The organism is Salinibacter sp. (assembly GCF_036626415.1).
GTDB lineage: Bacteria > Bacteroidota > Rhodothermia > Rhodothermales > Salinibacteraceae > Salinibacter.
The window spans coordinates 1-26,800 of sequence record NZ_JAZKRW010000029.1; the positions used below are offsets into that span (position 1 = coordinate 1).

18 protein-coding genes are annotated in these 26,800 nt (G+C 66.4%); 6 read left to right on the forward strand and 12 right to left on the reverse strand.

The window, feature by feature from the left end; translation table 11 throughout:
• The first annotated feature begins 78 nt into the window (after positions 1–78).
• A complete protein-coding gene (locus tag V5A20_RS05125) occupies positions 79–540 on the forward strand; it encodes a hypothetical protein (RefSeq protein WP_332316293.1) in 462 nt (153 codons plus the stop codon).
• Positions 541–666: 126 nt separating this feature from the next.
• Positions 667–1,089: an OsmC family protein gene (locus tag V5A20_RS05130; RefSeq protein WP_332316294.1), complete on the forward strand. Its 423-nt coding sequence runs from the start codon at positions 667–669 to the stop codon at positions 1,087–1,089.
• 67 nt (positions 1,090–1,156) lie between these two features.
• Here V5A20_RS05130 and V5A20_RS05135 read toward each other — a convergent pair whose 3' ends face one another.
• From V5A20_RS05135 to trkA, 12 genes are all read right to left on the reverse strand, one after another.
• Positions 1,157–1,543 (reverse strand): hypothetical protein, encoded by a 387-nt coding sequence (locus V5A20_RS05135; RefSeq protein WP_332326847.1) that lies wholly within the window; start codon positions 1,541–1,543, stop codon positions 1,157–1,159.
• A gap of 42 nt (positions 1,544–1,585) precedes the next feature.
• Positions 1,586–2,431: a universal stress protein gene (locus V5A20_RS05140; protein WP_332326848.1), complete on the reverse strand. Its 846-nt coding sequence runs from the start codon at positions 2,429–2,431 to the stop codon at positions 1,586–1,588.
• Positions 2,432–2,455: 24 nt separating this feature from the next.
• Complete coding sequence (locus V5A20_RS05145) at positions 2,456–4,930, reverse strand: Lon protease family protein (RefSeq protein ID WP_332326849.1); 2,475 nt, start codon at positions 4,928–4,930, stop codon at positions 2,456–2,458.
• A gap of 399 nt (positions 4,931–5,329) precedes the next feature.
• Positions 5,330–7,108, reverse strand: a complete 1,779-nt coding sequence (locus V5A20_RS05150) for a SulP family inorganic anion transporter (RefSeq protein ID WP_332316298.1) — start codon at positions 7,106–7,108, stop codon at positions 5,330–5,332.
• 182 nt (positions 7,109–7,290) lie between these two features.
• The gene (locus V5A20_RS05155) at positions 7,291–8,160 is read right to left on the reverse strand and encodes a shikimate dehydrogenase (protein WP_332316299.1); all 870 of its coding nucleotides are present in this window, start codon (positions 8,158–8,160) and stop codon (positions 7,291–7,293) included.
• 197 nt (positions 8,161–8,357) lie between these two features.
• Entirely contained in the window at positions 8,358–11,825 is a 3,468-nt protein-coding gene (locus tag V5A20_RS05160; RefSeq protein WP_332326850.1) for a PAS domain-containing sensor histidine kinase, read from the reverse strand.
• A gap of 735 nt (positions 11,826–12,560) precedes the next feature.
• Complete coding sequence (locus V5A20_RS05165; RefSeq protein WP_332326851.1) at positions 12,561–14,696, reverse strand: amino acid permease; 2,136 nt, start codon at positions 14,694–14,696, stop codon at positions 12,561–12,563.
• Between the two features lie 242 nt (positions 14,697–14,938).
• Positions 14,939–17,149: an APC family permease gene (locus V5A20_RS05170; protein ID WP_332316337.1), complete on the reverse strand. Its 2,211-nt coding sequence runs from the start codon at positions 17,147–17,149 to the stop codon at positions 14,939–14,941.
• A 114-nt stretch (positions 17,150–17,263) separates the two neighbouring features.
• Entirely contained in the window at positions 17,264–18,844 is a 1,581-nt protein-coding gene (locus V5A20_RS05175; RefSeq protein ID WP_332316336.1) for a cation:proton antiporter, read from the reverse strand.
• Positions 18,841–20,469, reverse strand: coding sequence for a cation:proton antiporter domain-containing protein (locus V5A20_RS05180; RefSeq protein WP_332326852.1), 1,629 nt, complete (start codon positions 20,467–20,469; stop codon positions 18,841–18,843). The genes V5A20_RS05175 and V5A20_RS05180 overlap by 4 nt, the downstream gene beginning before the upstream one ends.
• A gap of 165 nt (positions 20,470–20,634) precedes the next feature.
• A complete protein-coding gene (locus V5A20_RS05185; protein WP_263834479.1) occupies positions 20,635–22,134 on the reverse strand; it encodes a TrkH family potassium uptake protein in 1,500 nt (499 codons plus the stop codon).
• Positions 22,131–23,471 (reverse strand): Trk system potassium transporter TrkA, encoded by a 1,341-nt coding sequence (trkA, locus tag V5A20_RS05190; RefSeq protein ID WP_263834480.1) that lies wholly within the window; start codon positions 23,469–23,471, stop codon positions 22,131–22,133. The genes V5A20_RS05185 and trkA overlap by 4 nt, the downstream gene beginning before the upstream one ends.
• Before the next feature lie 347 nt (positions 23,472–23,818).
• Here trkA and V5A20_RS05195 point away from each other — a divergent pair, with 347 nt between their 5' ends.
• The 4 genes from V5A20_RS05195 to V5A20_RS05210 all read left to right on the forward strand — a co-directional run.
• Positions 23,819–24,019, forward strand: a complete 201-nt coding sequence (locus V5A20_RS05195; RefSeq protein ID WP_263834481.1) for a potassium transporter TrkG — start codon at positions 23,819–23,821, stop codon at positions 24,017–24,019.
• A 17-nt stretch (positions 24,020–24,036) separates the two neighbouring features.
• Positions 24,037–24,771 (forward strand): potassium transporter TrkG, encoded by a 735-nt coding sequence (locus tag V5A20_RS05200; protein WP_332326853.1) that lies wholly within the window; start codon positions 24,037–24,039, stop codon positions 24,769–24,771.
• A 244-nt stretch (positions 24,772–25,015) separates the two neighbouring features.
• Complete coding sequence (locus tag V5A20_RS05205) at positions 25,016–25,696, forward strand: potassium channel family protein (protein WP_332316333.1); 681 nt, start codon at positions 25,016–25,018, stop codon at positions 25,694–25,696.
• A 313-nt stretch (positions 25,697–26,009) separates the two neighbouring features.
• Positions 26,010–26,800: potassium channel family protein (locus V5A20_RS05210; RefSeq protein WP_332326854.1), on the forward strand; the 791-nt coding region annotated here is incomplete at its 3' end.

Consider the following 26,800-nt stretch of genomic DNA (forward strand, 5'->3'; position numbering starts at 1 on the left):
CCCCCGCACGTTAAGAGCGCGGGGGCGCATGTGTCTATCAGGCGATGGTCACACGTCTCATCCATCGCCCCTGTCTGTATGGTTTCCTCGGCCCGAATCTTCGTCTTCGGCGTCTTGAGCCTTCTACTCCTCCCGACGGCCCACGCGCAGCCACAGACCGACACGACCCTCACGTGGCGCAGCTACAGCCGCACCGGCACCGTGCAGGTACACGTGTATCCGGGCCCGCCCGACGATGAGGAGGACCACACGATCGTGCTTCGAGAATTGGCGGAGAACCGGGGGCCGTCGACGGTCGAGGACCTTCAATACCTGGCCGACCTCGTGGGGCGCCAGCTCGGCGTCGACCCCGCTCAGGCGTACTGGGTCCTCCACTGGGGCGGGTTTTCGTTTGAAGGCGCGGACCCCGACGCCGACAAGGCACTTCTGCTGCGTGCGACCTTTAACCGGACGAAGAGCGGCAACCTGAGCAGTCCGTACTGGAACGTGGTTTCGGAAACGGACGTGCGCGAACTCACGGACCGGCGGTGGCAGGAGTGAGCGGGGCTACCGGAAGGAAGAGAGACGGAAGGAAGAGAGAGGAGAGCGACGATGAATCCGGCGGGACGACGTCGCGTGTAAGACGAGGCTTTGTCTTGCTTCCCAACGTTCCGGCTTTCGAGTCCGATGGTTCAAATCGACGCAGACTACATTGGAGACCTGCGCTGTAAGGCCGAGCACGGGCCGTCCGGCGTGACCCTCACCACCGACGCCCCCGAGGACAACCACGGGGAGGGCCGTTCTTTTTCCCCCACCGACCTCGTGGCCACGGCGCTCGGGACCTGCATCGCCACGATTCTCGGCATCCAGGCCGACACACACGGCCTCGACCTGGAGGGCATCGAGCTGTCAGTTGAGAAGACGATGGCCTCCAGTCCGCGCCGCATCGATGCGCTCCGGATCGCAGTGGAGATGCCAGTGGCCCTTGCCGAGCAGATGCGGTCCCGGCTGGAGCGCGCTGCTCGCCACTGCCCGGTCGACGAGAGCCTCCATCCGGACACCGACATTTCGATCACCTTCCGCTGGCCGGACGAGACGCCGGCTTCTTGAAACGGAGGGCGATGACTGTGTCGTCGTCGTGGTCGTCGTTGCGCGGGCGGATTGGGGAGTAGACAGATCAGAGCGAGGCCGCGTCGCGGTCCACCTGGAGGCTGACGTGCTCCGGCCGGTCGCCCAAGTATTTGCGCATCGCATCGAGAAAGGTATCGAGAAGATCGGTCCGGGCGTCGGACGACAGCGATGCGTCGGTGGCCGGGCGATCCAGCACAGCCAGTTGGACGGTATCGGGCGCAGTCTCCACAAACCCCAGATCGACGTAGTGGGAGGGGTCGGCGCGGTGGCGAAGAATGAGGCCTGGGGTGTCCTTCAAGTCGGAATAATGCTCTGAGTCCTCCTCCAGGTAGCTCCAGCTGGCCGTCACGTCCGCGAAGTCGCGGAGCACTTCCAGGGGCGCCACTTTCGCGTCGTCGGTGGGGTGGAGCGAGAGACGAAGGACGCTGTTCATGGGGCGAGACATGTTTTGGAAGGAGAAAGACGGGGCGAGGCATCAGCGGACCACGAGCAGGGGGCGGTCCAATTCGTAGAGAAAGCGCTGGGGCGAGGTGTTGGCCAGGGGAGAGCAGTTGTCGGGCATTACAAACAGCCCGGGGCCCTGCCGGCGTGCGAGGGCCGCGAGCCGGTCTGCTTCGGTCGGGGTGAGGGGGCGTACCTGGACCTGCCCAGCATGCATGCCGAGAGTGTCGTGCACGTCGTCCTGCAGCTGCTTTGCCTGTGCCTCGTCGTCTGCGGGCAGAAACACTGTGAGGGGCGTGCCAGGGGCCCCGAGTTGAGCGGCCGTGCGCAGGGCCGACCGGGCCGTGTCCGAGCCGTCGTAGTAGGTGAAGAGCGGCGGCCGATGCCGCGTCGCCCGGCGAAGGACCAGCACCGGGGCGGGCGACTCCGCGAGCAGGGCCCGGCTGGTGGTGCCGAGGCGCCGCCGACTGCTCTGGGTGCTCGTCTTGCCCATGGCCACGAGGTCGGTGTCCTCGGCGGCCCGGAGCAACTGCTGGGGGACCTGGCCCTCGACGACCCGAAAATTATACGACACCTGGGCCCGCTCGGTCGCCTCTTGGAGGGCCGCTTCGGCCCGTTCGGCTTGATGACGCAGTTGGCGCTGCACGCGGCGGTCGCTCAGGGCCTTGGGCGACACCGAATGGGTGCGCACCTCTTCGGCGAACGGAAGCTGGGCGGCCCGGAGTAGGTTCGCGTCTTTGACGAACAGCCCGTCCAGGTCTGCCTCCAGATCGGCGGCCAACTGCACCGCCAGGCCGAGTGCGGCGCGGCTGTGCGGAGAGGCGTCGAGGGCCACCAGAATCTCGCGAAACGGGCGGTTGGACGCGGGGGCTGCGGGCATGGGTGTGTGGGAGCGGTCGTACATCTACATGTCCTCTGTCGACGACGGGGGGGTGCCGTTGGGACGAGCAAACTGGCGCCGGCGGTCGGCAAACTCGCGGAGGCGGGCCTCCACCTTTCCATTCATGGTACCGTCTGGGAAGCCGTCCTGTTCGTCCCGCGTGCCGGCCTCCACGCCCGTCAGCAGTGCGATGCCTTGGTCGATCGTCTCCACGGGGTAGACGTGGAAGTCGTCGGCCTCTACCGCCGCCACCACGTCGGGGCGCAGCATGAGGTTGTCGACGTTGGCGGCGGGGATGAGCACGCCCTGATCGCCGGTGAGGCCCCGCTCCTCACAGACGTCGAAGAAGCCTTCGATCTTCTCGTTGACGCCCCCGATGGGCTGGACCATGCCCCGCTGGTTTACCGAGCCGGTGACGGCCAGGGTCTGCTTGAGAGGCACCTCCGCGAGGGCCGACAGGAGGGCGTACAGCTCGGCCGAGGAGGCACTGTCCCCGTCAATGCCGCCGTACGACTGCTCGAACACGAGGCGGGCCGAGAGGGAGAGCGGATGCCGTTGTGCGAACCGGCCCTCCAGGAACCCCGAGAGGATGAGGACGCCCTTCGAATGGAGGGGCCCGCCGAGGGCCGCTTCCCGTTCAATATCCACAATGTCGCCCTCCCCGAGCCGCACCCGGGCGGTGATCCGGTTGGGCTTTCCAAAGCTGAACCCCCCCACCTTCAGGTACGACAGTCCGTTGATCTGTCCGACGGTGGCGCCTGTCGTGTCGATGTAGAGTTTCTCGCGCTCGATGGACTCCTGCACGCGGTCGCGCAGCCGATCGGCCCGGTAGATTTGGGCGTCGATGGCGCGCTGCACGTGCGCGTCGGTGACCGCATCGGCCCCCTCGTCGCGAGCCCAATGGTCGGCCTCCACCACCAGGTCCCGGATTGCGTCCACCTCTGCGCTCAACTTTTCGGTGTCGCTTACCATGCGGAGGCTGTGCTCGAATACCCGCGCCACGGCCGAGCGGTCGAAGGGGCGCAGGTCATTCTCATCGATGGTCGTCGCGAGGAGGTCGGCGTAGGCGTCCTCCTGCGCCTCGCCCCGGTCGATCTGGTCGTCGAAGTCGGCCGTCACCTTGAACAGGCGGTCCATGTCCGGGTCGAGGGCGTCGAGGAGATAGTAGAGCATCCGCTCGCCCACGACCACAATCTTGACGTCGAGCGGCACGGCCTCCGGCTCCAGCGTGAGGGTGCGGATCAGGCCGAGCGCCTGGCCAGGCGACTCGATTTGAATCTCGTCGTTCTGAAGGGCCCGCTTCAGGCCCTCCCAGGCATAAGGCTGTGTGAGCAGCTGCCGCGCCTCCACGATCAGGTAGCCGCCGTTGGCCTCATGGAGGGCGCCCGGCCGAATGAGGTTGAAGTCGGTCACCAGGGCCCCCATCTGGGCGATCTGTTCCACCTGGCCCACGAGGTTTTGGTAGTTTGGGTTGTCCTCGTAGACCACCGGCGCGCCCTCGGTGTCCTCGTGGTCGACGATCAAGTTGACGCGATAGCGGCGCCAAAAGGCCCCGTCGGGCGCGCGCGCGGCCTGCTGCCCGCCGTCCTGCTGGCCTTGCTGCTGCATCATCTGCTGGGGGCCTTGCATTCCAGAAGACGGGCCCTGTTGGGCGGACTGAACGAAGACGTCGACGTTCTCGATGATGTCGTCCCGCACGCTGTCGAGAAACGACAGGACGTCCTCGGAGTCGGCGTACGCGTCGCGCAGGTCGTCGATGAGATCGTCGACGACGAGGGTCGCCATCTCCTCGTTCAACGCCTCAATGCGCCGGCGTGCCTCGCGCTGATGGTCGGGCACCTTCTGGAGGATGTCTTGGAGGGCCTCCTGGTAGCTTTCAATTTTTTGCTGGACCTGCTCGCGCTCCGCGTCCGGCATCGACTCCACCTCTTCGGGCGGCACCACCTCGCCGTCCTGGAGGGGGGTGAAGACGAAGCCCTGCGGCGTACGGATAAGGGCAATTCCGTCCTCGCGGGCCTGCTCCTGCAGGTCCTCGAGGGCCGCCTCCTGGCCTTCCTGCACCTCTTCCTGTATCATCTCGCGGCGGGATCGGTACTCCTCACTCTCGAACGTGCCGGGGAGGGCCGTCTGCAGCTCTTCGATGAGCGCGTCCACGTCCTCCTTCAGCTCGCAGCCCCGGCCTGCCGAAAGGCGGAGGGCCCGGGGCTCGCGCTCGTCGTCGAAGTTGTTGACGTAGCAGAGGTCCGGGGGCGTCTCCTCCCCCGCGGCCTGTTCCTCCAAGAGATGCTGTACGAGCTCGCGGCGGCCGGTGCCCGTGGGGCCCAGGGCGAAGACGTTGTAGCCCTCGGCGTCGATGCTCATGCCGAAGTCGAGTGCCTCGACGGCCCGGTCTTGTCCCACCACCTCCGTGTCGGCCGGCAGGTCCTCGGTGGTTTCGAAGTCGAACTCGGACGGGTCGAAGCGCTTGCGCAGGGCGTCCGCGGGAAGAGGATCGATCATGTGGACGGGAAGGGGAAGCAAGGAGCTGAAATGCGGCGCGACCGAGTCGGTCGGAAGGGGCAGAGACCAACACCGATCACCACCACTGATAAGCAGTGGCGGGGGTGGAGTTCGGCGTTCGTTCTTCCCTCATACAAACATCACCCGGAAGGAGCAGGCGGGGGAGTGGGGCACTGAGCATGAGAGCGGGGGACGTGAGAGCCCTTCAAAACCCGGTGTCTCCGGCCCGCACGTTTTGCGAGCGAATGCTGTGGCCAGGAGGAAAAACGCCTGCTGGAGGAAACGAGGACCTCTTGCTCCAGGGGCTTGCCAGTTGGTCGTCGGAGAGTTTGATTTCGCCAGGCCAGAGCGTACGCCGCCGAAGTGCGTTCAGAGAGGGACGTGAGGGCGCCATGGGGCTCATGTTGCCGCAGGGGTTGGCTCCTGCTCGTCCGTGCCGGTCGTGTCCAGGTATTCCGCAAGCTGGGTCGTGTCCTCCGTGGCGTCGCGACGTTCCAGAATGTTGGTGACTGCGGCGTGGGGCGTAAGATGGAACCGCTCTTCCCCAAGCAGGGCATGCAGGCCCGAGCGGCGGACCGTCTCACGCACCGGTCCGATGAGGCCGGTGAGGTGGAGTTCGATGCCCATCTCGTCGAGCCGCTCGGCCACTGAGAAGAGCGTGTCGGTCGCGGTCGTGTCCAGCCCGTTGATGCTGCTCCCATCCACCACCACCGCATTCACGGGCCGCCCCTCATGCTCACTTTTTTCCAAGATAAAGTTCTGGAGGTACTCGGCGTTGGCAAAAGAAAAGGCCGCGTCAACCCGTAGCACCATGATGTCCTTGAGCCGTGCGGCCTGCTCGAACCGGCTCCGGTCGCGGAAGCGGCGCGTGCCGGGGACGTGCCCGAGTTCCGCCACGTTCGGGCGGCTCATGCGGTAGAGGACGGCCACGATCGACGCCCCAATGCCGAGGAGGATGCCCTCTTGGATTCCGATGAAGAGGGTGCAGGCGGCCGTAAAGAGCGCAATGTAGCCGTCGCGGCGCCGGGCCCGAAAGAGGGCCCGGATCTCGTGCAGGTCGACAAGGCTGAGGCCGGACACGAAAATAATGGCGGCCAGGGCCGGCGTGGGCAGATAGTAGAACAGCGGCGTCAAGAAGAGCAGGGTGAGCGCAATGACGACGGCCGCGAACGCGTTGGCCAGCGGGGTGGAGGCGCCGGCCTGGTCGTTGACCGCCGACCGGGAGAAGCTCCCCGAGGCCGGAATGCCCTGAAAGAGACTCCCGAGGACGTTGCCGGCCCCTACCCCAATGAGCTCCTGATTGGGGGCGATACTGTAGCCGTGCCGCTTCGCAAAGATGCGACCCAGCGACACGTCTTTCATAAACTGCACCAGGGCCACGGTCACGGCCGCCGGAAGGAGCGCGTTCAACTCCCCAAAACTGACACTCCACACCTCTAGGCTCGGGAGGCCGGTTGGGATGTCCCCGATGACGGACACGCCCTGTTGCTCCAGCCCGAAGAACCAGCTGGCGGCGGTACTGCCCACGACCACCACGAGCGGGCCGGGCACCCGGGGCAGCCACCGGGACAGCCCCAAGAGAAGCCCGATGCAGCCGACGCCCAGTCCCACCGTCAGCGGGTGGGTGCCCCCTACGTGCTGGAGGGCCTCCCAGAGCAGGACATGCACGTACTGCGATCGACCGAGCTCCACGCCGAGCAGGTTGCCCAGCTGGCTACACGCAATGATCAAGGAGGCAGCGGTGGTTAGCCCCGCAATCACCGGGCGAGAGAGAAGACTGGCCACGAAGCCCAGCCGCAGCAGCCCCATGAGAATTTGGATCCCCCCCACCATGGCCGTCAGCAGGATTGCAAGGGCGACGTACCGCTCCGTCCCGCTCTGGGCCAGGGCCCCCACGCCGGCCCCTACGATGAGCATGTCGATGGCCACCGGCCCCACCGCCAGCTGTCGCGAGCTGCCGAAAAGCGGATACGCAAGGAGTGGGACGAGGCCGGCATACAGGCCGTAGATGGGCGGCATGCCCGCAATGACGGCGTACGCCATCGCTTGCGGAATCAGCATCGCCCCCACCGTGAGGCCGGCGGTGGCGTCACTCCGGAGCGTCGATCCCGTATAGTTCGACACCCATTGGAGGAGCGTCAGCCGCTCTCGAAGCACAGTCCATGCTCGCTGCCACATACAGACAGGTCCTCTCTCTGAAATGCTCAGTCCGGAAATACGAGAGAAGGCACAGCCCCAGATGGCCGGCCAATTACAACGCGACGAAACTAAAGGGTCGGTTGTTGATCCGGTGCAAACGTGAAGTAAGAAGAAAGATGTGTCCCGGCGACTCGTCCGTGGCTTCGCCGGGGCGATCGCCGTCATTGCTTTCCAGAACGGAGGGCCTCGTACACCGCGTCACGGGGCATGTCGCGGTCGGTCCACTGCCGATAGGCCGCGGCGGCCTGCTCCACGAGCATGTCAAGGCCGCCGATCGGCGTTGCGCCCTCGGCGGCGGCGTCGCGCAGGAGCCGGGTCTCCTCGGGGGTATACACGAGGTCGTAGACAACATGGTCGGCGCTGAAGTCGACGGGGTTCGGCCAAGGGGTTTGTCCGCGGCGGTCGGGGGCCATGCCGAGCGGGGTGGCGTTCACGATGAGTCGGCTCGTTCGGACCGACAGGGTGGCCTCCTCGAACGACGACACGCGAAGAGCGTCGCTAGGGGCGTGCTCGGCCAGGTCGGCGGCCAGCCCCTCGGCCTGTTCGGGGCGACGGGCCACGATCGTCAGTCGGTCCGGATCGTAGTGGGTCAGCAGGCCATAGACGACGGCCCGGGCGGCCCCGCCGGCCCCAAATACAAGCATCGAGGCCCCGTTGAGCGCGCCCCCCGCCGCCTCGTCCAGGGGCTGAAGAAAGCCTTCGATGTCGGTATTGTCTCCCCGGAGGCGGTCGGTGTCTTCGTCCCGGACGATCGTGTTGACGGCCCCGACGGCCCGGGCCCGGTCCGTTACTGCGTCGAGAAGCGGAAGGACGGCCTCTTTGTGGGGCGTCGTGACGTTGGCCCCGAGAAACTGAAGCGCCCGGAGGCCCGCCACCGCGGCGTCCAGGGCCGCCGGCCGCACCGGCGTGGCCACGTAGGCGGCGTTTACGCCCTGCGCGCGGAACGCGGCGTTGTGGAGGCGGGGCGAGAACGAGTGCTCGACTGGGTGGCCGAGCAACGTGACGAGTTGCGTCGTGGCGTCGATGGACACAGGGGCGTGCGGGTTGGGAGAGTATGGGACACGGAAGGCGAGGCCGAGCCGCCGTGTGGGCGCGGAGGCAGCGGCGCGCTTCGAAGAAAAAGCGTTCAGGCGGAAGCGTCAATTTGCCGGCGGGCCGCGGACCCCTACGACGGGCTCCCTGAGATGCCCCGAAAAGACGCATCGTGTGAGGGCAAGATAGGGTGGGGTCAGTACAACGACCCCGACGGCGACTGCGTCCTCGGCAGGTGGACGACGAAGAGGGTGCCGCTTCCTTTTTCCGTCTCTACGTCAATGGAGCCCTGCATGTGGTCGACGGCCTGCTTGGTGACGGCCAGGCCCAGGCCTGTGCCTTCATATTCGCGACCGAGGCCCTCGGAGGCCTGCCGGAAGGCCTTGAACAAGTCCGAAACCTGTTCGGGATTCATGCCAATGCCGGTGTCTTCCACCGCCAACACGGCTGCCGCTTCCGTGTCGCGGACCCGCACCTCCACGTCGCCTCCCTCGTTGGTGTATTTGAGGGCGTTGGAGATGAGGTTGCGGAGCACGATTTGCACCGCCCCTTTGTCGGCTTGGGCCCACACCGGAGCCGCGTCGAAGTCCGTGCGGAGAGAAATCCCGGACGCTTCAGCCTGTGGGGCGAATTGATCGGCGGCCTCTTTGGCCTGCACGGTGAGGTTGACGGGCCCAATCGTGAGGTCCATCTCGCCGGCCTCCAGCTTTGAGAGGTTGAGTACCCCATCGAGGGTTTCGAGCAGCCGGTTCCCGCTTTTCTCGATGAGCTCCGAAAACCGCAGGACTGGCCCCGCGGCCCCGTCGCTGAGTTCATTTCCGATGGCCTCCGCAAAGCCGATGATGGAGGTGAGGGGCGTCCGGATCTCGTGGCTCATGTTGGCGAGGAAGACGGACTTCATTTGGTTTGCGTCCTCGGCCGCCTCCTTGGCCGCCAGCATCTCTTTCTCCGTCGTCTTTCGCTGGAGGGCGTTGGAGATGGCGTCGGTGAGCACACGGAGCAGCATCACGGTGTCTGCGTCCCAGTCGCGCGGCTGCTGCACCGCGTCGAACCCGACGAAGCCCACCAGGTCCTGGTCGTTCAGCATCGGCAGCACGAGCAGGGATTGAACGTCGCCGGCTTTTAGGCGCTGCCGCAGGCCCGAGGCCTCAGGGGGCAGATCTGCAAGGCGCGGCACTCGCAGCGGGCCCTCTCGGCGGCGCATGCGGTCCATGAACCAGGGGGTCTCCGCGTACGGGATGTTCTGGAGGCGGGATTGTGTAGAGGCCGTCGACTTGGTCCGCCACTCATGCGTGTTGCTCATGGTGGCCGCCTCGTCGTCAAACAGGAAGACGTAGCTCCGGTCGGCATCTACGAAGGTGCCGATGGCCTGAAGGGCCGCCTCAATCTCCCGGTCCAGGGCGTCGATGGGCGTATTGATGAAACGGGTCGAGATGTCGACGATCTTGCTCTCAAGCTCGGACCGATACGTGAGCGTCTGTTCCAGCAGGGTCCGCTCGGTGATGTCGGTGTAGATGGCGTGGATCTCCGGCGGGGCGCCCTCGCGGGTCCGGCCGGTCGCCTGGAGCTGAAAGTCGCGGGGCCCCTCGTCGGTGAGGCGGCGCACTTCCGTTTTTAGGGCTCCCTCCTCCACGGCGCGCCGATTGAGGGACGCGCCCTCCTGCTCGGCGTCGTCCGGCACGATGACCGCGTCGATGTTTTCGCCCTCAATCGCCGCGGCGTCCACCCCGAACGTCTCCTCGAAGGCCTCATTGATGGTCGACACGTAGCTCGTGCCGTCCTCCACCGTGCAGCGCATGATGGGGGTGGGAAGGCTCTCGAAGAGGCTCTCGAACCGATCGCGCTCGTCGCGAAGGGCGCGCTCGGCCGCCTTGCGCCCGGTGATGTCGATCATCACGCCGTTGAAGACGAGCTCGCCGTTCCGCCGTTCGGGCGTGGCGGTGTCGAGAAGCCAGATGCGATCGCCGTCGGGGCGGTCGAAGGGGATCTCCACCCGCCAAGGGGCTTCCTCCTCAATCGCCTCGTCGATCTTGTGCAGCGAGCGGGCCCGGTAGGGATCGGGAATGTGTTTGTCGAACTGATTGTGGAATGCGTCCGGGTCGGTGGGGAGGCCGAGCACCTCTGCGGCGTGCTCACTCACAAAGTGGCACCCGCGTGTCCCGTCGGGACGGGCGTAAAACTGGTAGGTGACGCCGGGGATGCTGTTGGCCATGCCCTGCAGCCGGCTCCGCTGTTCGCGGAGACGCTCCTCCATCTCGCGACGGTCGGTCACGTCCCGCTGAATGGAGGCGCGGTACTCGACCTCCGCCGCCTCGGCCTGCACGGAGGTGGTATTCCAGTGAGCGACGTACGGCGTGCCGTCTTTTCGGTAGTTGATCGTCTCCCCCTCCCACGCCTGGGGCGTCTTGTCGGGGTCCTGAAGGGCACTGATGACCGACGGGTCCGTCTCGGGGCCCTCTAGCACGTCGACGGTGCGGCCGAGCAGCTCCTCCTCCCGGTACCCGCTCATCTCCTCGAACGCCCGGTTGGCGTACACAATGGGCGGGTCCGTGTCGCCCGCCGAGGGCGCGCTCGCCGAGGCAAGGGGGGCCGTCTCGCCGTTGGCGAAGGCGAGGTCCCCGAACGTTGGGGGGCCGTTCTGGGGCAGGGCCGTCACGAGAATGCCGTCGTCGGCCTGCTCTACCACCTCCGACAGGACACGGAGCCGCCGCTCGCGCTGTTTTCGTTCGGTGATGTCCGTAACGGCTCCGTCGTAGTACTCGGGGGCCCCATCCGCGTCGCGCACCACCGTGCTGCTGACGAGGCCGATAAACGGCGTTCCGTCCTTCCGACGAAACCGAACCTCCATCTGGTCGAGGCCGTCGGCCTCGTGTTCCTTCGCCAGCAGGCGCTCGCGGATGGTGGGATCGGCGTAGAGCGACTCCGAGTCGGCCTGGAGAATGGCCTCCGGGCTCTCGTACCCAAACAGCTCCGCGAAGGCCTGATTGGCGTAGACGAGTCCGTCCTCGGGGGTCGACCGGTAGATGCCCTCCGAGACGTTGCCGGTGATCACGTGAAGCTGCTCCTCCCGATTGCGAAGGGCGTGCCGCGTCGAAAGCAGCCGGTGGATCGCGATGCCCACCGCGAGGGAGATGCCCGCCATCCCCGCCAGCAGAATGAGCGGGCTGATTTCGGGAGCGGGACCGGTGGCAAGCCGCACGCCGAGCCCGCCCGCGACCAGGGCAAGACTGGAGATCGAAAACCAGGTGACCGGTCGTCCGGACCGGGCGCTCACCCCTACGAACGCGATGAGGATCGTGTATCCCAGCAACAGGCCCACGGCGTACTCCCCGGCAAAGTGGTTCTGGGTGGTGATGACCACCAGCCACCCCATCGTGACGAGAAGGCTCCCGTGCAACCACGAGACGAAGTGGTGGCGGACATGACGGGACACGTAGGAGGCCACGACGAGGCCCCCGAGCAAGCCGGCGAGCCCGATCCGCCCCCACAGTGGATCAAAGGCCTGCGGGTTCGAGGCCGTGTAGAGCAGACCGAAGAGGAGAACAAGGACAGCCCCGACGAGGGTCAGCAGGCGGAAGTCCCGCACTCGGGACTGTTCTTCGAGGGAGAGATCGGCATCTTCGGGGCGGAAGATGGCCGTGATTTGTTGCCAGAAATCATTCACAGGGGACGGAAGTCAAAATCGCAAGGCCAGTCTCTGTCCAACGTCGTTCTACACCGGGGGGTTATGGTTCTGAGGGCCCGCGAGCCTCTGTGGCACATCGATGGAGCAACCTGATGATGTTGTGACCCTCGTCGCAGGAAATACACGACCCTGTACCTCGGAGCGATACGAGCCTGTGGGCAGGAGAACGGAATCGATCCGTCGCGTAGGAAGAGGCTTCCCAGTTCCCGGTAAATACGCGCTTGAGAAGCCGTTTGGCGCCCGCCTACGGTCGACCGGAGCAGCAAGCCAGGGGCGTTGGCTCCGAATGAGACCGTCTCCGAAGGGGTGGCGGGCACCATTCAAGGGGCAGCACCGGGGCGCCACAGGCCTGTGGCTGATTGGGATCGGGGCTCTCCACAACCAGTCCTGCAATCTAGACCGTCAGTATGATCAAAAAACATGCCCGGCGGATTAAGTCTAAAGGCATCCAAGGGTCGGAATCGGGATGTGGGAGGAGTCATCCCCGCTCTACAATGTTATTTTCACAACCTGACATCCGCGAAGCAACGGCACGGTCGCCAGCAGGGCGGGCACGTTGCCTGCACGTTCGGAGGCTGTTAGGAAAAGAGAAGGGGGGAGGAGACAGGGCCCGTGTGTTCTGAAACGTAGGGCACGCGCATTTGGAGGAAGCGAGGCGGCCCCAACGAGACGCCCGCGGCGATGGTCGCCTCGCGAGGGACCTTCGTCGACGCCCTACTGGACGACGCCCTCCGCCTCGCCCACACGGTACAGCTCGTAGAGCCGATCAATGCTGGCCGGATTGCCGATGATGGTGACCCGGTCCCCCTCTTGCAGCGTCGTGCGTCCGGAGGGCACGGTGATCTGTCCGTCGCGTCGGACGAGGGCCACGAGCACGCCCGCCGGCAGGTTCAGGTCGGAGACGGTGCGCCCGATGAACTCGTCCGTGCTGGTCCCTGAAAGGAGCTGGAGCGTCAGGTAGCGTTCGTGGTGCAACAGGCTCTCTTTGACCTCCTGCTCGTCGGTCGCCGCGCGCCACTCGACGAGAAATTGCTCCTCGTCGACACGGTTGGCGAGGGTCGCGAGCGTGCGAAGGTGTTCGCCCTCATCGTCGGTCGGGCTTACGAGGAAGAAGAATGCGTAGACCGGATCGGAGAGGTCCAGGTCCTCGAACTCGTCTTCGAGGTCCACGCAGATGCCGGACTGGCAGTGGACCATGACCATCTCCGGCCTGTCGATGCCGTCGAGGCGGCAGTAGGGAAGGGCTGCGCCGTGGGAGACCGAGACGGCACTGTAGGGCGCCCCTTCGAGGAAGCCGTGCTCCATGGTCTCCGTGGAGATGCCGAACCGCTCCGCGAGGCGGGACGACACCCGCTCCACCACCTCCTTGTAGGGCCGCGGCTCGTCGAGGTGCATCACCTCTGCCCGGGCCACGAGCCGGTCGAACGCGGTGTCGTGCCCCACCCCTTTCTCTTCCAGGATGGTCTGCAGCTCGCGGTCGAGGCCGTCGTCGCGCTGCTGGCCCAGACGGGCGAAGAGGTGAAAGATGGCCCCTTCGCGCGGGACGTTTCGGGCGTAGTAGAAGTACCAGCCCACGCCCACCAGCGCCACCACGACGGTAAAGACGATCGCCAGCGTGCCCATCTCCGAAATCAGAAAGGCCGGAATGACGATGCCGGCCACCTGCATCCAGGGGTAGAGCGGCGACCGGTAGCCCGGCGCGTAGGACGGAATTTCGCTCTCCCGCATCACGATGACCGCAAAGTTGAGGAGGGCGAAGATCAGCAGCTGGAAGGCACTTGCCAGCTTGGCCACCCCTTCCTCCGAGAGCACGAAGATGATGACGAGCATGAGCCCGACCGTCACCACGATTGACTGGGTGGGCGTGTTGAAGCGCCCGATTTTGGCGAAACTTTCGGGCAGCAGCCGGTCGCGGGCCATGGCCAGCGGGTAGCGCGAGGCCGACATGATGCCGGCATTGCCGGTGGAGGCAAACGCCGCGACGGCCGCCACGACAATCAGAATCGGGCCCAGGGTGTACGGGAGCCAGTTGAAGAAGACCTCGCCGGAGGTGAAGACCGGGGTGAGGTCGGCGTGCAGGTCCGTCGCCGGCAGGATCGCCACCATGATCGCCACCCCCAGCACATAGATTGCCGTTGCCGTGAGAAGCGACAGGATCATGCCCAGGGGAATGTTGCGGTCCGGGTTTTTGACCTCTTCGGCCACGCTGGCCACCTTCGTCAGGCCGGCATACGACACAAACACGATCCCGATGGTGGCCAGAAAGCCGCGGGCCCCCTCGGTGAAGAATGGGGTGAACTCGCCGGCGGCGCCGCCCTGGGCACTCTGGCCGCCCCACACGGAAAAGATGCCCTGTGCGGTGTAGAAGGCGAGCACGCCCACCAGTACCGTGACAAGGATGCGCTGCAGCCAGCTGCTCTCCTTGGCCCCCACGACGTTGAGCACGCCGAAGGCCACGGTGAGCGCCGCCGCCAGCGGCTTGATGGGCACGTCGGCGTAGATGGCGAGGTAGGCCCCCATCCCGATCAGGGCGAAGGCGCTCTTGAACACGAGGGCCAGCCACGTCCCGAGGCCCCCCACCGTGCCGGCCAAGGGGCCGAGCGCCCGGTCGAGAAAGTAGTACGTGCCCCCGGCCTTCGGCATGGCCGTGGACAACTCCGCCATGCTGTACATGGACGGCAGGATGAGAACGCCCGCCACAAAGTACGCGAGGATTACGGACGGGCCCGTCTCCGCCGCCGCGATGCCGGGCAGCAGGAAGAACCCGGAGCTAAACATCGCCCCCGTGCTGATCGCGTAGACGTCGTAGAGGGTGAGGGTCTTCTGGAGGTCCGAGGAGCCCGAAGCCATATCAGTGACGGGCAAGACAAGGAAAATAGTGGACGGGCGTAAAGGACCGAGGTGGGGGGGACGGTTCCCCATCGCCACAAAACTTGACGAGCCTCTCTCAAGAATTCCAGTTCCTGGACTCACGCTTCGAGAATCTCCCTTTTGGGGCCCTGTTGTGGGTTCTCTCTCGGGCCTCCCGGGGAGTGCGTCTTCGCCCCGCCTGCCAGGCAGAGAGGCGGCCCGCCGCTCGCCGGGAGGCAGTCCTAAAACGCGAGCCGCTCCAGCACACGACGCACGAGCCCGGGCCCTTCCGCCTGCTGCGGGCGCACCACGATGGCGGGCCCCCCGAAGGCGCCCACAATGCGTTGTGGCTCCCGGCGGTCCAGGAGGCGGGCCCACCAGTCCGCGTCACTCTCCACGACGATGAGGTCGGCGGTGGAGACGGCCCGCGCCACGGCGTCCAGCGCCTCCTCGTCCACGATCATCGACTCGACCGGGACCGTGCAGAGTTGCATCAAGTCGTCGTGGTAGGTGCGAATGGTGGCGCGCTGGTCCTCGGTCGCCTCGGCGGGCACGGCGTGCACCAGGACGAGACGGGCCCCGGCGGCGGCCGCGAGGCCGTTGGCCAGCTCCACCTTTCGGGGGTCGAACGGCCCGCTGTCGGTGACCAGGGCAATGCGGTCGAGGACCGTGAGGGGCGTCGGCTCCGCCAGGACGAGATCGGCGGAGCAGTGGCGCGAAATCCAGTCCAGGTCGCGCTCGTCCAGCCAGGACCGGTCGTCGGCCAGGGTGCGCTCCAGCACGAGCAGGTCCACCTCGTGGTGCCGGGCAAAGTTGGCCACCGCGTGGCGTACGTTGTGACTGACCACCTCTCCGTACTCGAACGCCCCGTCGAACGAGTCTCCGAACCGGTCCATCCGGATCTCGAAGTCCACGTCGTCGGCCGACTGAATCTCGGCGGCGGACTGGAGAGGCAACTGGTCGGGCACCGCGTCGAAGCGCACCACCGTGAGGCGTCCGTCGAGGGCCTCCGCGAGGGCGGCCCCCATCTCCACGAGGGCGGTCTCCCGGTCCGGCCGGAGGTCCTCGGTCACACCCACGACCACATGCCCCGCCGTTGAGGACAGGTCGAAGGCCGCGCGGGTGCGCTCGGCGGCCTGGGCCCCCACGCGCCGCCGCAGTTCGCCCTGCACCACGCCCTCCCGCTCCACCCGACGGCGGGCGTAGACGCCGTACCAGAGGGCGCCACTTCCGGTGATGAGGACGGCCCCCACGAGGGGCACCAGCCCCATCTGGCTGAGCAGGGCGAGGCCCCCGAGCACGCCGACCCCCTGCGTCCACGGGTACAGCGGATCCCGGAACGCCGGGTCGTAGTCGTCGAGGTCGCTCTCGCGGAAGGCCACGAGGGCGAGGTTGACGAGGATGAAGACGAGGATCTTGAAGGCACTGCCCAGCTTCGCAATGTCGTCGATCGGGACGAACGCAATCATGGCGAGCACGATGCCCCCCGTGACCGTAATGGCCGTGGTGGGGGTGTCGAACCGGTCGCTCACGTGCTGGAGCGCGTCGGGCACCAGCTTGTCGCGGCTCATGGCGAAGGGGTAGCGCGAGGCGGAGAGGAGGCCCGCGTTGGCCGTGCTCACGAGGGCCAGGATGGCGGCTGCGACCACCACGAGCACGCCCCACTGGATCAGGGTGCCCTCCGCCACGTCGGCCACCGGCGTGGACGAGCCGGCGAGCTCCGCCGTCGGCGCCGCCCCCACCAGGACGGTCACCACCAGCACGTAGAGAAGTGTCGTGAAGGCGAGCGAGCCGAGGAGGCCCAGGGGAATGTTGCGGTCCGGGTGTTCGATCTCCTCCGCGACGCTCGCCACCTTCGTCACCCCCGCATATGAGACGTACACAAAGCCCGTGGCCGCCAGGAGGCCCCCCACCCCGCCCTCAAAGAAGCCCTCGAAGCGCGCCGGGTCCACGTCCCCCAGGCTGCCGCCCACGAACCATGCCATGGCCGCCAGCATCACCGCCACCAGGACCACCTGGATGCGCCCCGTCTGCTTGACCCCCAGCAGGTTCACTACGATGAGCACCCCCGCAATGCCCAGGGCCAGCGCCTGGGGCGGCACGTCGAACAGGAGCACGATGTAGGGCGCCCCGCCGACGAGCGCGAGCGCCCCTTTGAACGAGAGGGAAAACCACGTGCCGATCCCTGCAATGGTGCCGAGAAGAGGCCCCATCCCGCGCTCGATGTACACGTACGTCCCGCCCGCCTCCGGCATCGCCGTGGCCATTTCCGCCTTGCTCAGGGCCGCCGGCAACACCAGCACCCCGGCCAGCAGGTAGGCCAGCACGACCGCCGGGCCCGCCATTTTCATGGCGAGGGCCGGCAGGATAAAGATGCCACTGCCCACCATGGCCCCGATGCTGATGGCCAGCACCGACGGCAGTCCGAGATCGCGCTCCAGTTCCTTGGCCATCGCAGCGACAAGCGTCCGAAGAGAAGAACGACAACTCGATTTGTGGGGTACAGATGGACGCGTTCGGCCCGGACGTGTTGGCCCTTGTGCGGCGTGTTCACGAAGACGAGGAACTCATGGGCTCGGGGGCGTCGGCTCGTTCTGCGCCGTCGATTGCATCTGCCGGAACCAGTCCATGAACGCGTCCCCCGCGGCGTGGGCGAAGCGGATGGGGGTGCCGCCCTGCGCCTCCACCCACGCGGCCTCGTGATCCTCGAAGACCCGCACCAGAATGGGGACGGTGTCCCCAACGTAGTCCAGCAGCGGTCCGACGGCCGTCGGGTCACGAAGGAGGGAGACCACGACCCGGGCCTGCGCCCCTCCGGCTTCCAGCAGCACCGACCGATCGCGTCCATCGCCGCGCACGCAGGTGATCCCTCGATCGCGGAGGCGATCCACCACGGTGGGGTCCTCGTCCACCACCACGGTCTCGTAGTCGGACTCGCGAAGCAGCCGAAGCAAGGGGCGGGCGTTCCGCCCGCCCCCCAGGACAAGCACGTGGTTGCTTGGCACCTCGGACAGAACGTCTGACTGACGCGAGGGATGCCACCGCACGAGCTCCCACACCACCGTCTCGCTCGTGAGCAGCGGGGTGAGCATCATCGTGAAGACCGTAGTCAGAACGATCACCGAAAAGACCTCCCCCCCAATTTGGCCGGCCACGAGGGCCTGCAGGCCCACGACCAGCGAGAGCTCACTTGTCTGGGCGAGCAGCAGGCCGCTCTCCAGGGCGGGCCGGGCCACGAGTCCCGCCCATTCTCCCACGACGGCGACAATCAGGGGGGTCAGCACCAGCACCGCCCCCGCAAAGAGGGCCGCGTGCCCGACCAGGGTGGGGTCGGGCCGGGCGGCCGCCATCCCCAGCGACGCGAAGAAGATCGCCGAGAAGAAGTCGTAGAGCGGCTGCATCTCGCCGTGTACGATCCCGCTGAAGGGGAATCCCGAAAGCGAGATGCCGGCGAGGAAGGCCGCGACGAAGAGGGGGACGTTGAGCCACGCCGCCACTCCCATGAACCCAAACAGCACGCCGAGGACCGCGAGCAGCTGCGTCTCGGCGTCCAGCTCGCGCTCCAGCAAGACCGGCACGAGGCCCTTCATCACGACCCCGACCCCCACGAGGAGAACGATCGTCCCGCCCAGGCTGCCCACCACGGCCGCCGTTCCGTCCGGAAGGCGGATGAGCCCCGGCAGGAGGAGGACGACGAGGACGTCCTGCAGGAGCAAGGCCCCGAGCACTGTGCGCCCGAAGGGCTCAAACATCTGCTGTCGGCGCTGGAGGAGGCGCACGCCCACGATCGTAGAGCTGGCCGCCAGGGCCAGGCCCAGGTACAGGGCGTCGGTCGGGCCGTAGTTGAGCGCGTACGCAATCCCCAGTCCCGCCGCGGCGAGGCCCACAAACTGCACGACGCCAATCAGGAACGCGGTCCCCTTGAACGGGCCCACGCGGGCGAGGCTGAGGTCCGTCCCCGCCACGAACAGCAGCACGGAGACGCTCAGAAACAGCACGTCCTCGACGAAGGCAGGGTCGCCCACGGCGCCGGTGGCACTGAGCCCGAGGCTTCCGGCCAGCAGGAAGGGGATGGCGGGAAACTGGGTCCAGCGCGACACCCCGTACCCGGCGGCCGCGAGGCCGAGCAGGATGGCAAGCTCCGTCATGACAGCACCTCTCTCGATTCGAGTTCGTGGAGCAGGCGCCGGGCCCCCTCGTGCTTCGACCGAATCAGGTAGTCCACCCCGAGGGCGCGGAGGCTGTCCTCGCTGGTGCGGTCGAACGCGTGGATGCTGCACGGCACGCCGGCCCGCCGGGCGTGGTAGGCCAGCAGGTTGTTGGTGCCTTCGATGCTGAGGCTGGACACGATCAGCCTGGCGTCTCCCCAGTCGGCCGCCGTGCGCGTCGTCTCGTGGATGGCATTGCCGTGGACGGTGCGCACGGAGAGGCGGGCGAGCTTCTCGGGGTCGGTGTCGACCGCCACGACCGTCTCGCCGTCCTCACTCAGCCGATCGACGATACAGCGACCGAGTGTATTCATGCCAATAACGACGACGTGGCCGCGCAGACCGTCCGGCGGTGGTTCGGGCGCCTCCTGCCGTGCCCCGAGCCACGCCAGCGGGCGGTACGGCTGCACGGCGGCGTAGAGGCGATCGCTGTAGAGGAGCAGGAACGCCGACAGGGCAAACGTGAGCAGGCCCACCAGCGTGATCACCGACAGGAGCGCCTCGTCGATCAGGCCCGACGACACGGCGAGTGCGCCGAAGATGAGCGAGAACTCACTGATCTGGGCCAGGCTGAGGCCGGCCCGGAACGAGGTTTCTTCCCCGTGCCCGAGCTGCGGCAGCACGGCGACGAGGAGGAGCGGCTTCACGACCATCACGAAAACCGTGAGCGCCAGGGCGAGGGGCCACCGTGCGAGGGCCGCGCCCAGCTCCATCTGCAGGCCGAGCGTCACGAAAAAGACGATGATGAAGAAGTTCATCAGCGGGTGCACGCGCTGGCGCAGCTCGTGGCACTGCGGCAGCTGCGCGAGGGCGATGCCCGCCAGAAAGGCCCCCAGCTCGGGCGAGAGGTGCAGCGCCTCGGCCCCCAGCACCACGAGGAAGCACCAGAAGAGGCTCCAGATGAACAGTCCCTCGGGCATCCGTGAGATCCACCGGATGGCCGGCGGCAGGACGTACCGGGCCGCGGCCGCGATGAGGCCGCCGAGGAGGGCCATGCCCAGGAAGGCCTGCCCCAAGCCCCACACCACGTCGGCCCACGCCAACTCGCCGGGCCCCGCGAGGCCGGCCACGAACGTGAGCACCATCACCACCACCAGGTCCTGCACCAGCAGCACGCCCACGGCAATCTGGCCGTAGGACGCGTCGAGGTCGGCCCGCTTTTCGAGCATCTTGACGACCACGACCGTGCTGCTAAACATGATCGCCACCGCCACCACGACGGCTTCGACGACCGGCATCCCGAAAGCGCCCGCCAGCAGGCCCCCACCGAGCGCCGTGCCGCCCATCTGCACACCCCCCGCCACGAAGGCCGTCGTGCCCACCTCCTTGATCTTGTCGAGGCTCAGCTCCAGCCCCACCAGAAAGAGGAGCAGGATGATGCCGAACTCGGAGATGAGCTCAATCGTGTGGCTCACCTCCAGGAGCCCAAACGCCGGGCCCAGCAACAGCCCCGCCCCGATGTACGCCACAATGTTGGGGACGCGCACCACCCGCACCGTGACCGTAACGCCCAGGGCGGCCAGGAGCATGAGCCCGAGGCTGTTGAGCAGCTCGAATTCGATCACGAGACGGGGCGGACTGTGAGGTGGGACGACTAGCCTCCGTAAGCGCCGACGGGCCGTACGGAGGATTGCTCAAGGGCCGCCCGCAGGACATCAATCACGCTGCGGGAAGGAAAGGGTAACGAGCACGATTGGAAGACACAATTGACCGTGTTTGGGGGGCGACCGCTACCCCTGCCAGTAGCTCGGAGTCAGGACCACGAGGAAGGTCATGACCTCCAGGCGACCGGCGACCATGAGTAAGCACATGAAGATTTTCGTGGGAACCGGGAGGGCTTCGAACCCGCCCATGGGCCCGACGGTCCCGAAGCCCGGCCCGATGTTGCCCAGCACGACCAGCGTCCCGGAGAAGGCCTCGCTGAGGGTGAGGTTGATGCCCGCGCGGTGGGCGTCCACGGCAATGAAGCCGGTGCCGCCGACCACCAGGAGGAGATAGGTGAGGATCACGATGAGGATGCCCCGCACCACCGGCTCTTTCAGCGCGCGGCGCCCCAGCCACATCGGGCGCACGGACGAGGGGTGGATCGTCTGAAAGAGCTCACGCCCGATCACCTTCAACCCCACAATCCACCGCATCAGCTTGAGGCCGCCGGAGGTGCTGCCCACGCACCCGCTGGCAAACATGAGGAGCAGCAGGACCACGAGGACCTCTTCGCTCCACACCGCAAAGTCGGTGCTCGCGTAGCCGGTGGTGGTGAGCAGGGTGGCCGTCTGAAACGTGCCGTGCCGGAGCGTCTCTTCGAGGCCAGCGAACTGGCCGTTGCTCCACAGCATGCCGCTCACCAGGAGGCTCCCGACGGCGAAGACGGAGAGGTAGACCCGAAACTCCGTGTCGCGGGCAGGGGCCGTGGGGTCGGACACGATCGCCTGCCAGAGCAGCGTGAAGTTCATCGCCGCCACGAACATGAACGGAATGATGATCCACTGCACCGTCGGCGAGAACGCCTCGACGCTCCGGGCCTGTGGCGAAAAGCCGCCGGAGGGGATGGTGGTAAAGACGTGCGCCACGGCCTGGTAGGGCGTCATGTTGGGCGCGAGGCCGCCGTAGTGCACGCCCAACAGCAGCGCCAGCAGCACCCCCGAGCAGCCGATGTAGAGCAGCCAGAGGCGCCGGGCCGTCTCGGCGATGTGGGGCGTGAGCCGTTCCATGCGGGGGCCGGGCACCTCCGCGTCCAAAAACTGCGCGCCCCCGGCCGACAGGCGCGGCAGGACGGCCACCGCCAGCGCCAGGATGCCCATGCCGGCAATCCACTGCGTGAGCTGGCGCCAGAGCATGAGCGCCGCCCCGTGCTTCTCGATCGAAATGTCGAGCAGGATTGTGGACCCGGTCGCGGAGAAGCCGCTGAAGCTCTCAAAAATGGCGTTGATGGGCGTGGCGAAGCTGCCCGTCCCGCTCAGGAGGTAGGGAATGCTCCCCAGCAGAGAGACGAGAACCCAGGTGAGCGTCACGAGCAGGAAGCCGTCGGTCACCGTCAGGTCGCTGTCCCTCCCCGTCCATTCCAGCCCCCAGCCGACGACGAAGGTCCCGACGAGGGGCACGAGGAAGGGCCACACCGAGGTGCCGTGGTATACGGCGACGAGGCCCGGCACCAGGAAAAGGGCCGCGAACCACTTCAAAGTGGGGCCGAGCACACTGCTGACCCGGCGAACACGGCGTCCTGCAATCATATCGCCTCCAACACCTCGTCCGCCACGTCTGCGTCTACGAACATCACCACGTGATCCCCACGTTCTAGCACAGTCTTCCCGCGGGGCGTAAGGACGTCTCCGTTCCGAATGACGGCCCCGATCACAAAGTTGTGCGGAATGGCCTGGGCGGCGTCCTCGAGGGGGGTCCCCGCAAGGGGGCTGTCGTCGTCGAGCTCAACCTCGACGACCTCTCCCTGCTCGTGCCCGACGAATGTGATCTTCTCCACGCCGCGTGCACGCGTGTGTCGGAGAATTTCCTCGATGACCTCGCGGCGCGGATTCACCGTCACGTCGATGCCGCTGCGAGCAAAGAGTGGCTCGTAGGCCCCATTGTGGACGACTGAGAGCACCTGCTCGGCCCCGAGTTCCCGGCTTAGGACGGACGTGAGAAGGTTGCGCTCGTCGGGGGTGAGGGCCGACACGACGAGGTCGGTGTCCGCTACTCCCTCCTGCCGCAAAAAGTCTGGATTCGTCGCGTCGTCGTGAAGCACCAATGTGTCCGGAAGCTCCTGCGCCAGGGTTTGGGCGCGCTCGGAATCTATCTCCACGAGACGAGGCTCAAGGCCGCGCTGTTCGAGGAGGCGGGCGGTCTGGTATCCAATCTCCCCACCGCCGAGAATCAGCACCCGGCGGATGTTTTTTAGACGGGCTTCGGGGGCGAGTTTGGAGCCGAATCGTTCGACCTGGGTCGGCTTTCCGATTGCCAACAGTCGGTGTCCGGGGTGAAGATGCGTCTTGCCACGGACGATCTCCATCTGGTCGTCGTCGAACACCGCGACCAGGTTTACGCCGTCGCTCAGATTGATGGCCTGAACGGTCGCTTCGGCAACCGGGCTCTCCTCCGGAATGGTGAATTCGGCCATCACCACCCGGCCCTGCCCGAAGTATTCGACGTCGCGGGCCGTTGGGAGGCCGGCGACCTCGACGATGCTGCGTGCCGTGAGATGGTCGGCCCCCACCATCAAGTCGACGTTGAACGCCTCCCGAAGCTGCGACCACGTGGCCAGGTATTCCGTCTCGGCGACGCGGGCGATGGTGAATGTGCTCTCACAGAGCGCCCGGGCCGTGCTGCAGATAAGGATGTTGCTCCGGTCGTCGCTCGTGCTCCCGATCACCAGGTCGGCGGACGGGACCCCTGCGGTCTTCAGTACCTCAAGCCGGGCGCCGTCTCCCTCGTACGTGAGCACGTCGGTTTCGGCCCGGACCGAGTCGAGCCGGTCGGGATTTTTGTCGACCGCGATCACCTCGTGGTCTTCCGCCAGTGCGTGGGCGACGCTGCTTCCCACCTGTCCGACGCCAATGACGACGACCTTCATCAAACTAAGGGAAGTCCTTCGTGGAAACTACGAGGCCGGAGGGCGCGCGGCCGCAGAACAGTGACGTGGAGCGGGGGAGCCCCTCATCGTTGACGAATCTGCGCCAGGCAAAAGATGGCTGCTGGAGGGGGCAACCGCAAAGGCCCAATCTTCTTTCCTGTGAATCGCGACAAACATTGTTCGTTTGGGGCGGGGCAGGGGCCCCACGGACAACGACAAGGCGATCCCACGGTGCAGCGTCCGTCTCCTCCGACGCCTCTCCGAACTCTCTCAGTCGGGGAATGTTGTTCGATTTTAGGCGCAAATCAAATGGCACGGTCGTCTCGATCTGTGAGCTCCTCTTCCCCATGGCCCCGTTTAGACAAAGCGGAGTCGTGTGGCGGCTCTGGAACTGGTGGCGGTCGCTGAGTCCGCCGCAGCTGTTCGTGAGCGCGTTCTGTAACGCGGGCTTCTCCACGTTCACGACCTCGCTGGAGGCCTTCCAGTCCAACCTGCCGCTCCTGATGGTCGTGATGGGGCTCATTGTGGTGGGGGGCTCGGCTTCCTGACCCTGGAGGAACTGAACGTGTGGCGGCGCAAGCGCCGGGCCGAGGGCCGCTTTCGCCTGTCCGTGCACTCGCAGATCGTTCTGGCCACCACCGCGCTCCTGATCGTGGGCGGCTGGGCGGCCTTCACGGCGTTCGAGTGGCACAACACGCTGGCCGCAATGCCCGTCGGGGAGCGGCTCGTGAACGGCCTCTTTGCGAGCATCACCCCCCGCACGGCCGGGTTCAACACCATCGACTACGCGCAGGTGGAGACGGAGACGAACTTCTTGACGATTGTTTTCATGATGATCGGCGGCTCGCCGGGCTCCACGGCCGGGGGCATCAAGACGACCACGTTTGCGCTGCTGGGCCTCCTGGCGTGGTCGCGCCTACAAGGAAAGCCCACGACGAGCATTTCCGGGCGCACGATTCCGGAGGAGACCATTCAGAAGGCCATGAGCCTCTTCGTCGTGGCGTTTGGCATCGTGACGGCCGGCACTTTTCTCTACAGCGTCACCGAATTTGCCGACGGCGTCGCGGCCTCGGCCTCCCCCTTCCTGACCTGCATGTTCGAGGCGTTCAGTGCCTTCAACACGGTGGGGCTCTCGATGGGAGCCACCGGAGACCTGACCACGCCGGGCCGCCTGTGCACCGTCGTGCTCATGTTCATCGGGCGGGTGGGCACGCTCACGTTCGTGGCGGCGATGGCCCGCACGCCCAAGCGCATCAAGGGCGGCTTCCGGTACGCCTACGAGGACGTCTCGATCGGGTAGAAGGCGTGTGGGGGAGAGGGGAAAAGAGGAGGGGGGAGACGAATTAATGCGTGAAACGTGAGAGTACGTGGAGAGGTCTTGGGCCTACCGTCCTGCCACAGCTCAACGGCAGACCGGGCGGAATGGGGAGGCGACCGTCCAGTCACGAGTCACGCATCATCCCGCACGCATCACCAGCCCGTTTGGCTCGTACCAACGGCATCGCGGTAAAATTTCGCTTCGTTCGGATTCGCTTCTACACCTTATGCACCGATTTGTCATCGTGGGCCTCGGCAACTTTGGGTCGAGCGTCGCGGAGGCGCTCTACGGCCACGGCCACGACGTCATCGCCGTCGACACCGACGAGACGGCCGTCGACGACATTGGGCCGCACTGCTCCCGGGCGGCGGTGGGCGACGGGCGGGAGGCGGCCATGCTAGAAGAGATCGGCGCGGAGGAGGCGGACGCCGCCGTGGTGAGCACCGGCGACGACATGACCGCCAGCATCCTGGCCACGATGGCGCTACAGGACCTCGGGGTGGAAACCGTCTACGTCAAGGTGATCTCGGACAACCACGCCCGCATTATGCGGCAGTTGGGCGTGGCCGAAACGGTCTTTCCGGAGCGCGACTCGGGCATCAACCTGGCCAGCCGCATCTCAGAGAAGGGGGTCGTTAACTACGTGCGAATGGGCCGGAATCTCAGTGTGCAGGAACTGGTCGTGCCCGAGGAGTGGCGGGGCCACACGCTCCGCGAGCTCGACGTGCGGGCCGCGTACGGTGTGTCGGTCGTCGGCATCCACGAGACGCGGGCCGACGAGATGATCGTGCCCCCCGATCCGGACGACACGCTCCGGTACACCGATACCCTCATCCTGGCGGGGACGGACGAGGCCATCGAGGCCGTCGCCGATCTGGCCAGTGCAACGGCGGAGGACGCGGAATAACCGGGGCGTCTTCGATTTTGTCAGGCCCCAGGGACACTGCTGTCCCCAAAGAGTCCCAACGGGGTCTGCACGTCTGCAGGCCAGCGGATTGGTTCGGCCGCGGTGAGGGGAGGCGCCGACCGCGGGGGCGCAAAGCTTCCCGATTCATTACGGTCCCCCGCAATCATCGAAGACGACCGGTTGGTTTGCACAAATCGACTTCCTTGTTTTTCAAGTCCGTTGGGCTACGGGGAGCCGCCGGACACGAGGCCAACCCAACGAGACCATGAATGACTGGCAGCGACGTGTTGCGGGGGCGACGGGAGTCGTAGCAATGACGCTCCTGACCTACGCACTCGTCTACCAGTGGGGCATGGAGGTATACGAAGATCAGTCGGTGATGTATATCCAGGCACTGCAGGTGGTGATCGAGGCAATCACGACGGCGGGGTTTGGGAGCCACGCCCCCTGGTCGAGCCCACAGATGAACGCGATGGTGCTCTTCATGAATTTGACGGGGGTGCTGTTTGTCTTTCTCGCCATCCCGCTGTTCGCCGTGCCGGTGCTGCGGGACGCCTTCGAGCACCGTCCGCCGGAGACGTTTTCCGGGTCGGGCCACGTCGTGCTTGCGCCCCACACGCCCCGAATTGAGGCGCTGATCGACGAGCTCGAGGCACAGGGGCGAGAGTACGTCCTCCTTGAGCCGCGCCGTGAACGGGCGAAAGCCCTCCACGCCGACGGGTACCCGGTCGTCCACGGCGATCCGGAATCGGTGTCGGACCTCGAGCGCGTCGACCTCCGCGCCGCCTCGGCGTTGGTGGTCGATGGGCGGGACGAGGTGGACACGAGTGTGATTCTCTCGGCGCGTGAGCTCAGCGACGAGGTCCAGACCGTCGCCGTCATTGAGGATGAGGCGCTTGAACCCTACCACCGCATGGCGGGGACCGACCATGTGCTTTCCCCACGTCAGCTGCTAGGCAAGGGCCTGGCCGGAGAAATCCCGTTCTTGCTCCGCATGGCGGAGGATACGACGATCGGGATCGGCGAGGACCTGGAGGTGGCCGAGCTCGACATCGAGCCGGGAAGCCCGCTCTGCGACCAGACGATCGGCGAGCTCCGGCTGCG

Coding starts and splice junctions, on each gene's coding strand:
- V5A20_RS05130 (WP_332316294.1), top strand. CDS start 667: ATGGTTCAAATCGACGCAGACTACATTGGAGACCTGCGCTGTAAGGCC.
- trkA (WP_263834480.1), bottom strand. CDS start 23,471: ATGAAGGTCGTCGTCATTGGCGTCGGACAGGTGGGAAGCAGCGTCGCC.
- V5A20_RS05125 (WP_332316293.1), top strand. CDS start 79: ATGGTTTCCTCGGCCCGAATCTTCGTCTTCGGCGTCTTGAGCCTTCTA.
- V5A20_RS05195 (WP_263834481.1), top strand. CDS start 23,819: ATGGCCCCGTTTAGACAAAGCGGAGTCGTGTGGCGGCTCTGGAACTGG.
- V5A20_RS05165 (WP_332326851.1), bottom strand. CDS start 14,696: ATGGCTTCGGGCTCCTCGGACCTCCAGAAGACCCTCACCCTCTACGAC.
- V5A20_RS05185 (WP_263834479.1), bottom strand. CDS start 22,134: ATGATTGCAGGACGCCGTGTTCGCCGGGTCAGCAGTGTGCTCGGCCCC.
- V5A20_RS05135 (WP_332326847.1), bottom strand. CDS start 1,543: ATGAACAGCGTCCTTCGTCTCTCGCTCCACCCCACCGACGACGCGAAA.
- V5A20_RS05150 (WP_332316298.1), bottom strand. CDS start 7,108: ATGTGGCAGCGAGCATGGACTGTGCTTCGAGAGCGGCTGACGCTCCTC.
- V5A20_RS05170 (WP_332316337.1), bottom strand. CDS start 17,149: ATGGCCAAGGAACTGGAGCGCGATCTCGGACTGCCGTCGGTGCTGGCC.
- V5A20_RS05205 (WP_332316333.1), top strand. CDS start 25,016: ATGCACCGATTTGTCATCGTGGGCCTCGGCAACTTTGGGTCGAGCGTC.
- V5A20_RS05175 (WP_332316336.1), bottom strand. CDS start 18,844: ATGACGGAGCTTGCCATCCTGCTCGGCCTCGCGGCCGCCGGGTACGGG.
- V5A20_RS05140 (WP_332326848.1), bottom strand. CDS start 2,431: ATGCCCGCAGCCCCCGCGTCCAACCGCCCGTTTCGCGAGATTCTGGTG.
- V5A20_RS05145 (WP_332326849.1), bottom strand. CDS start 4,930: ATGATCGATCCTCTTCCCGCGGACGCCCTGCGCAAGCGCTTCGACCCG.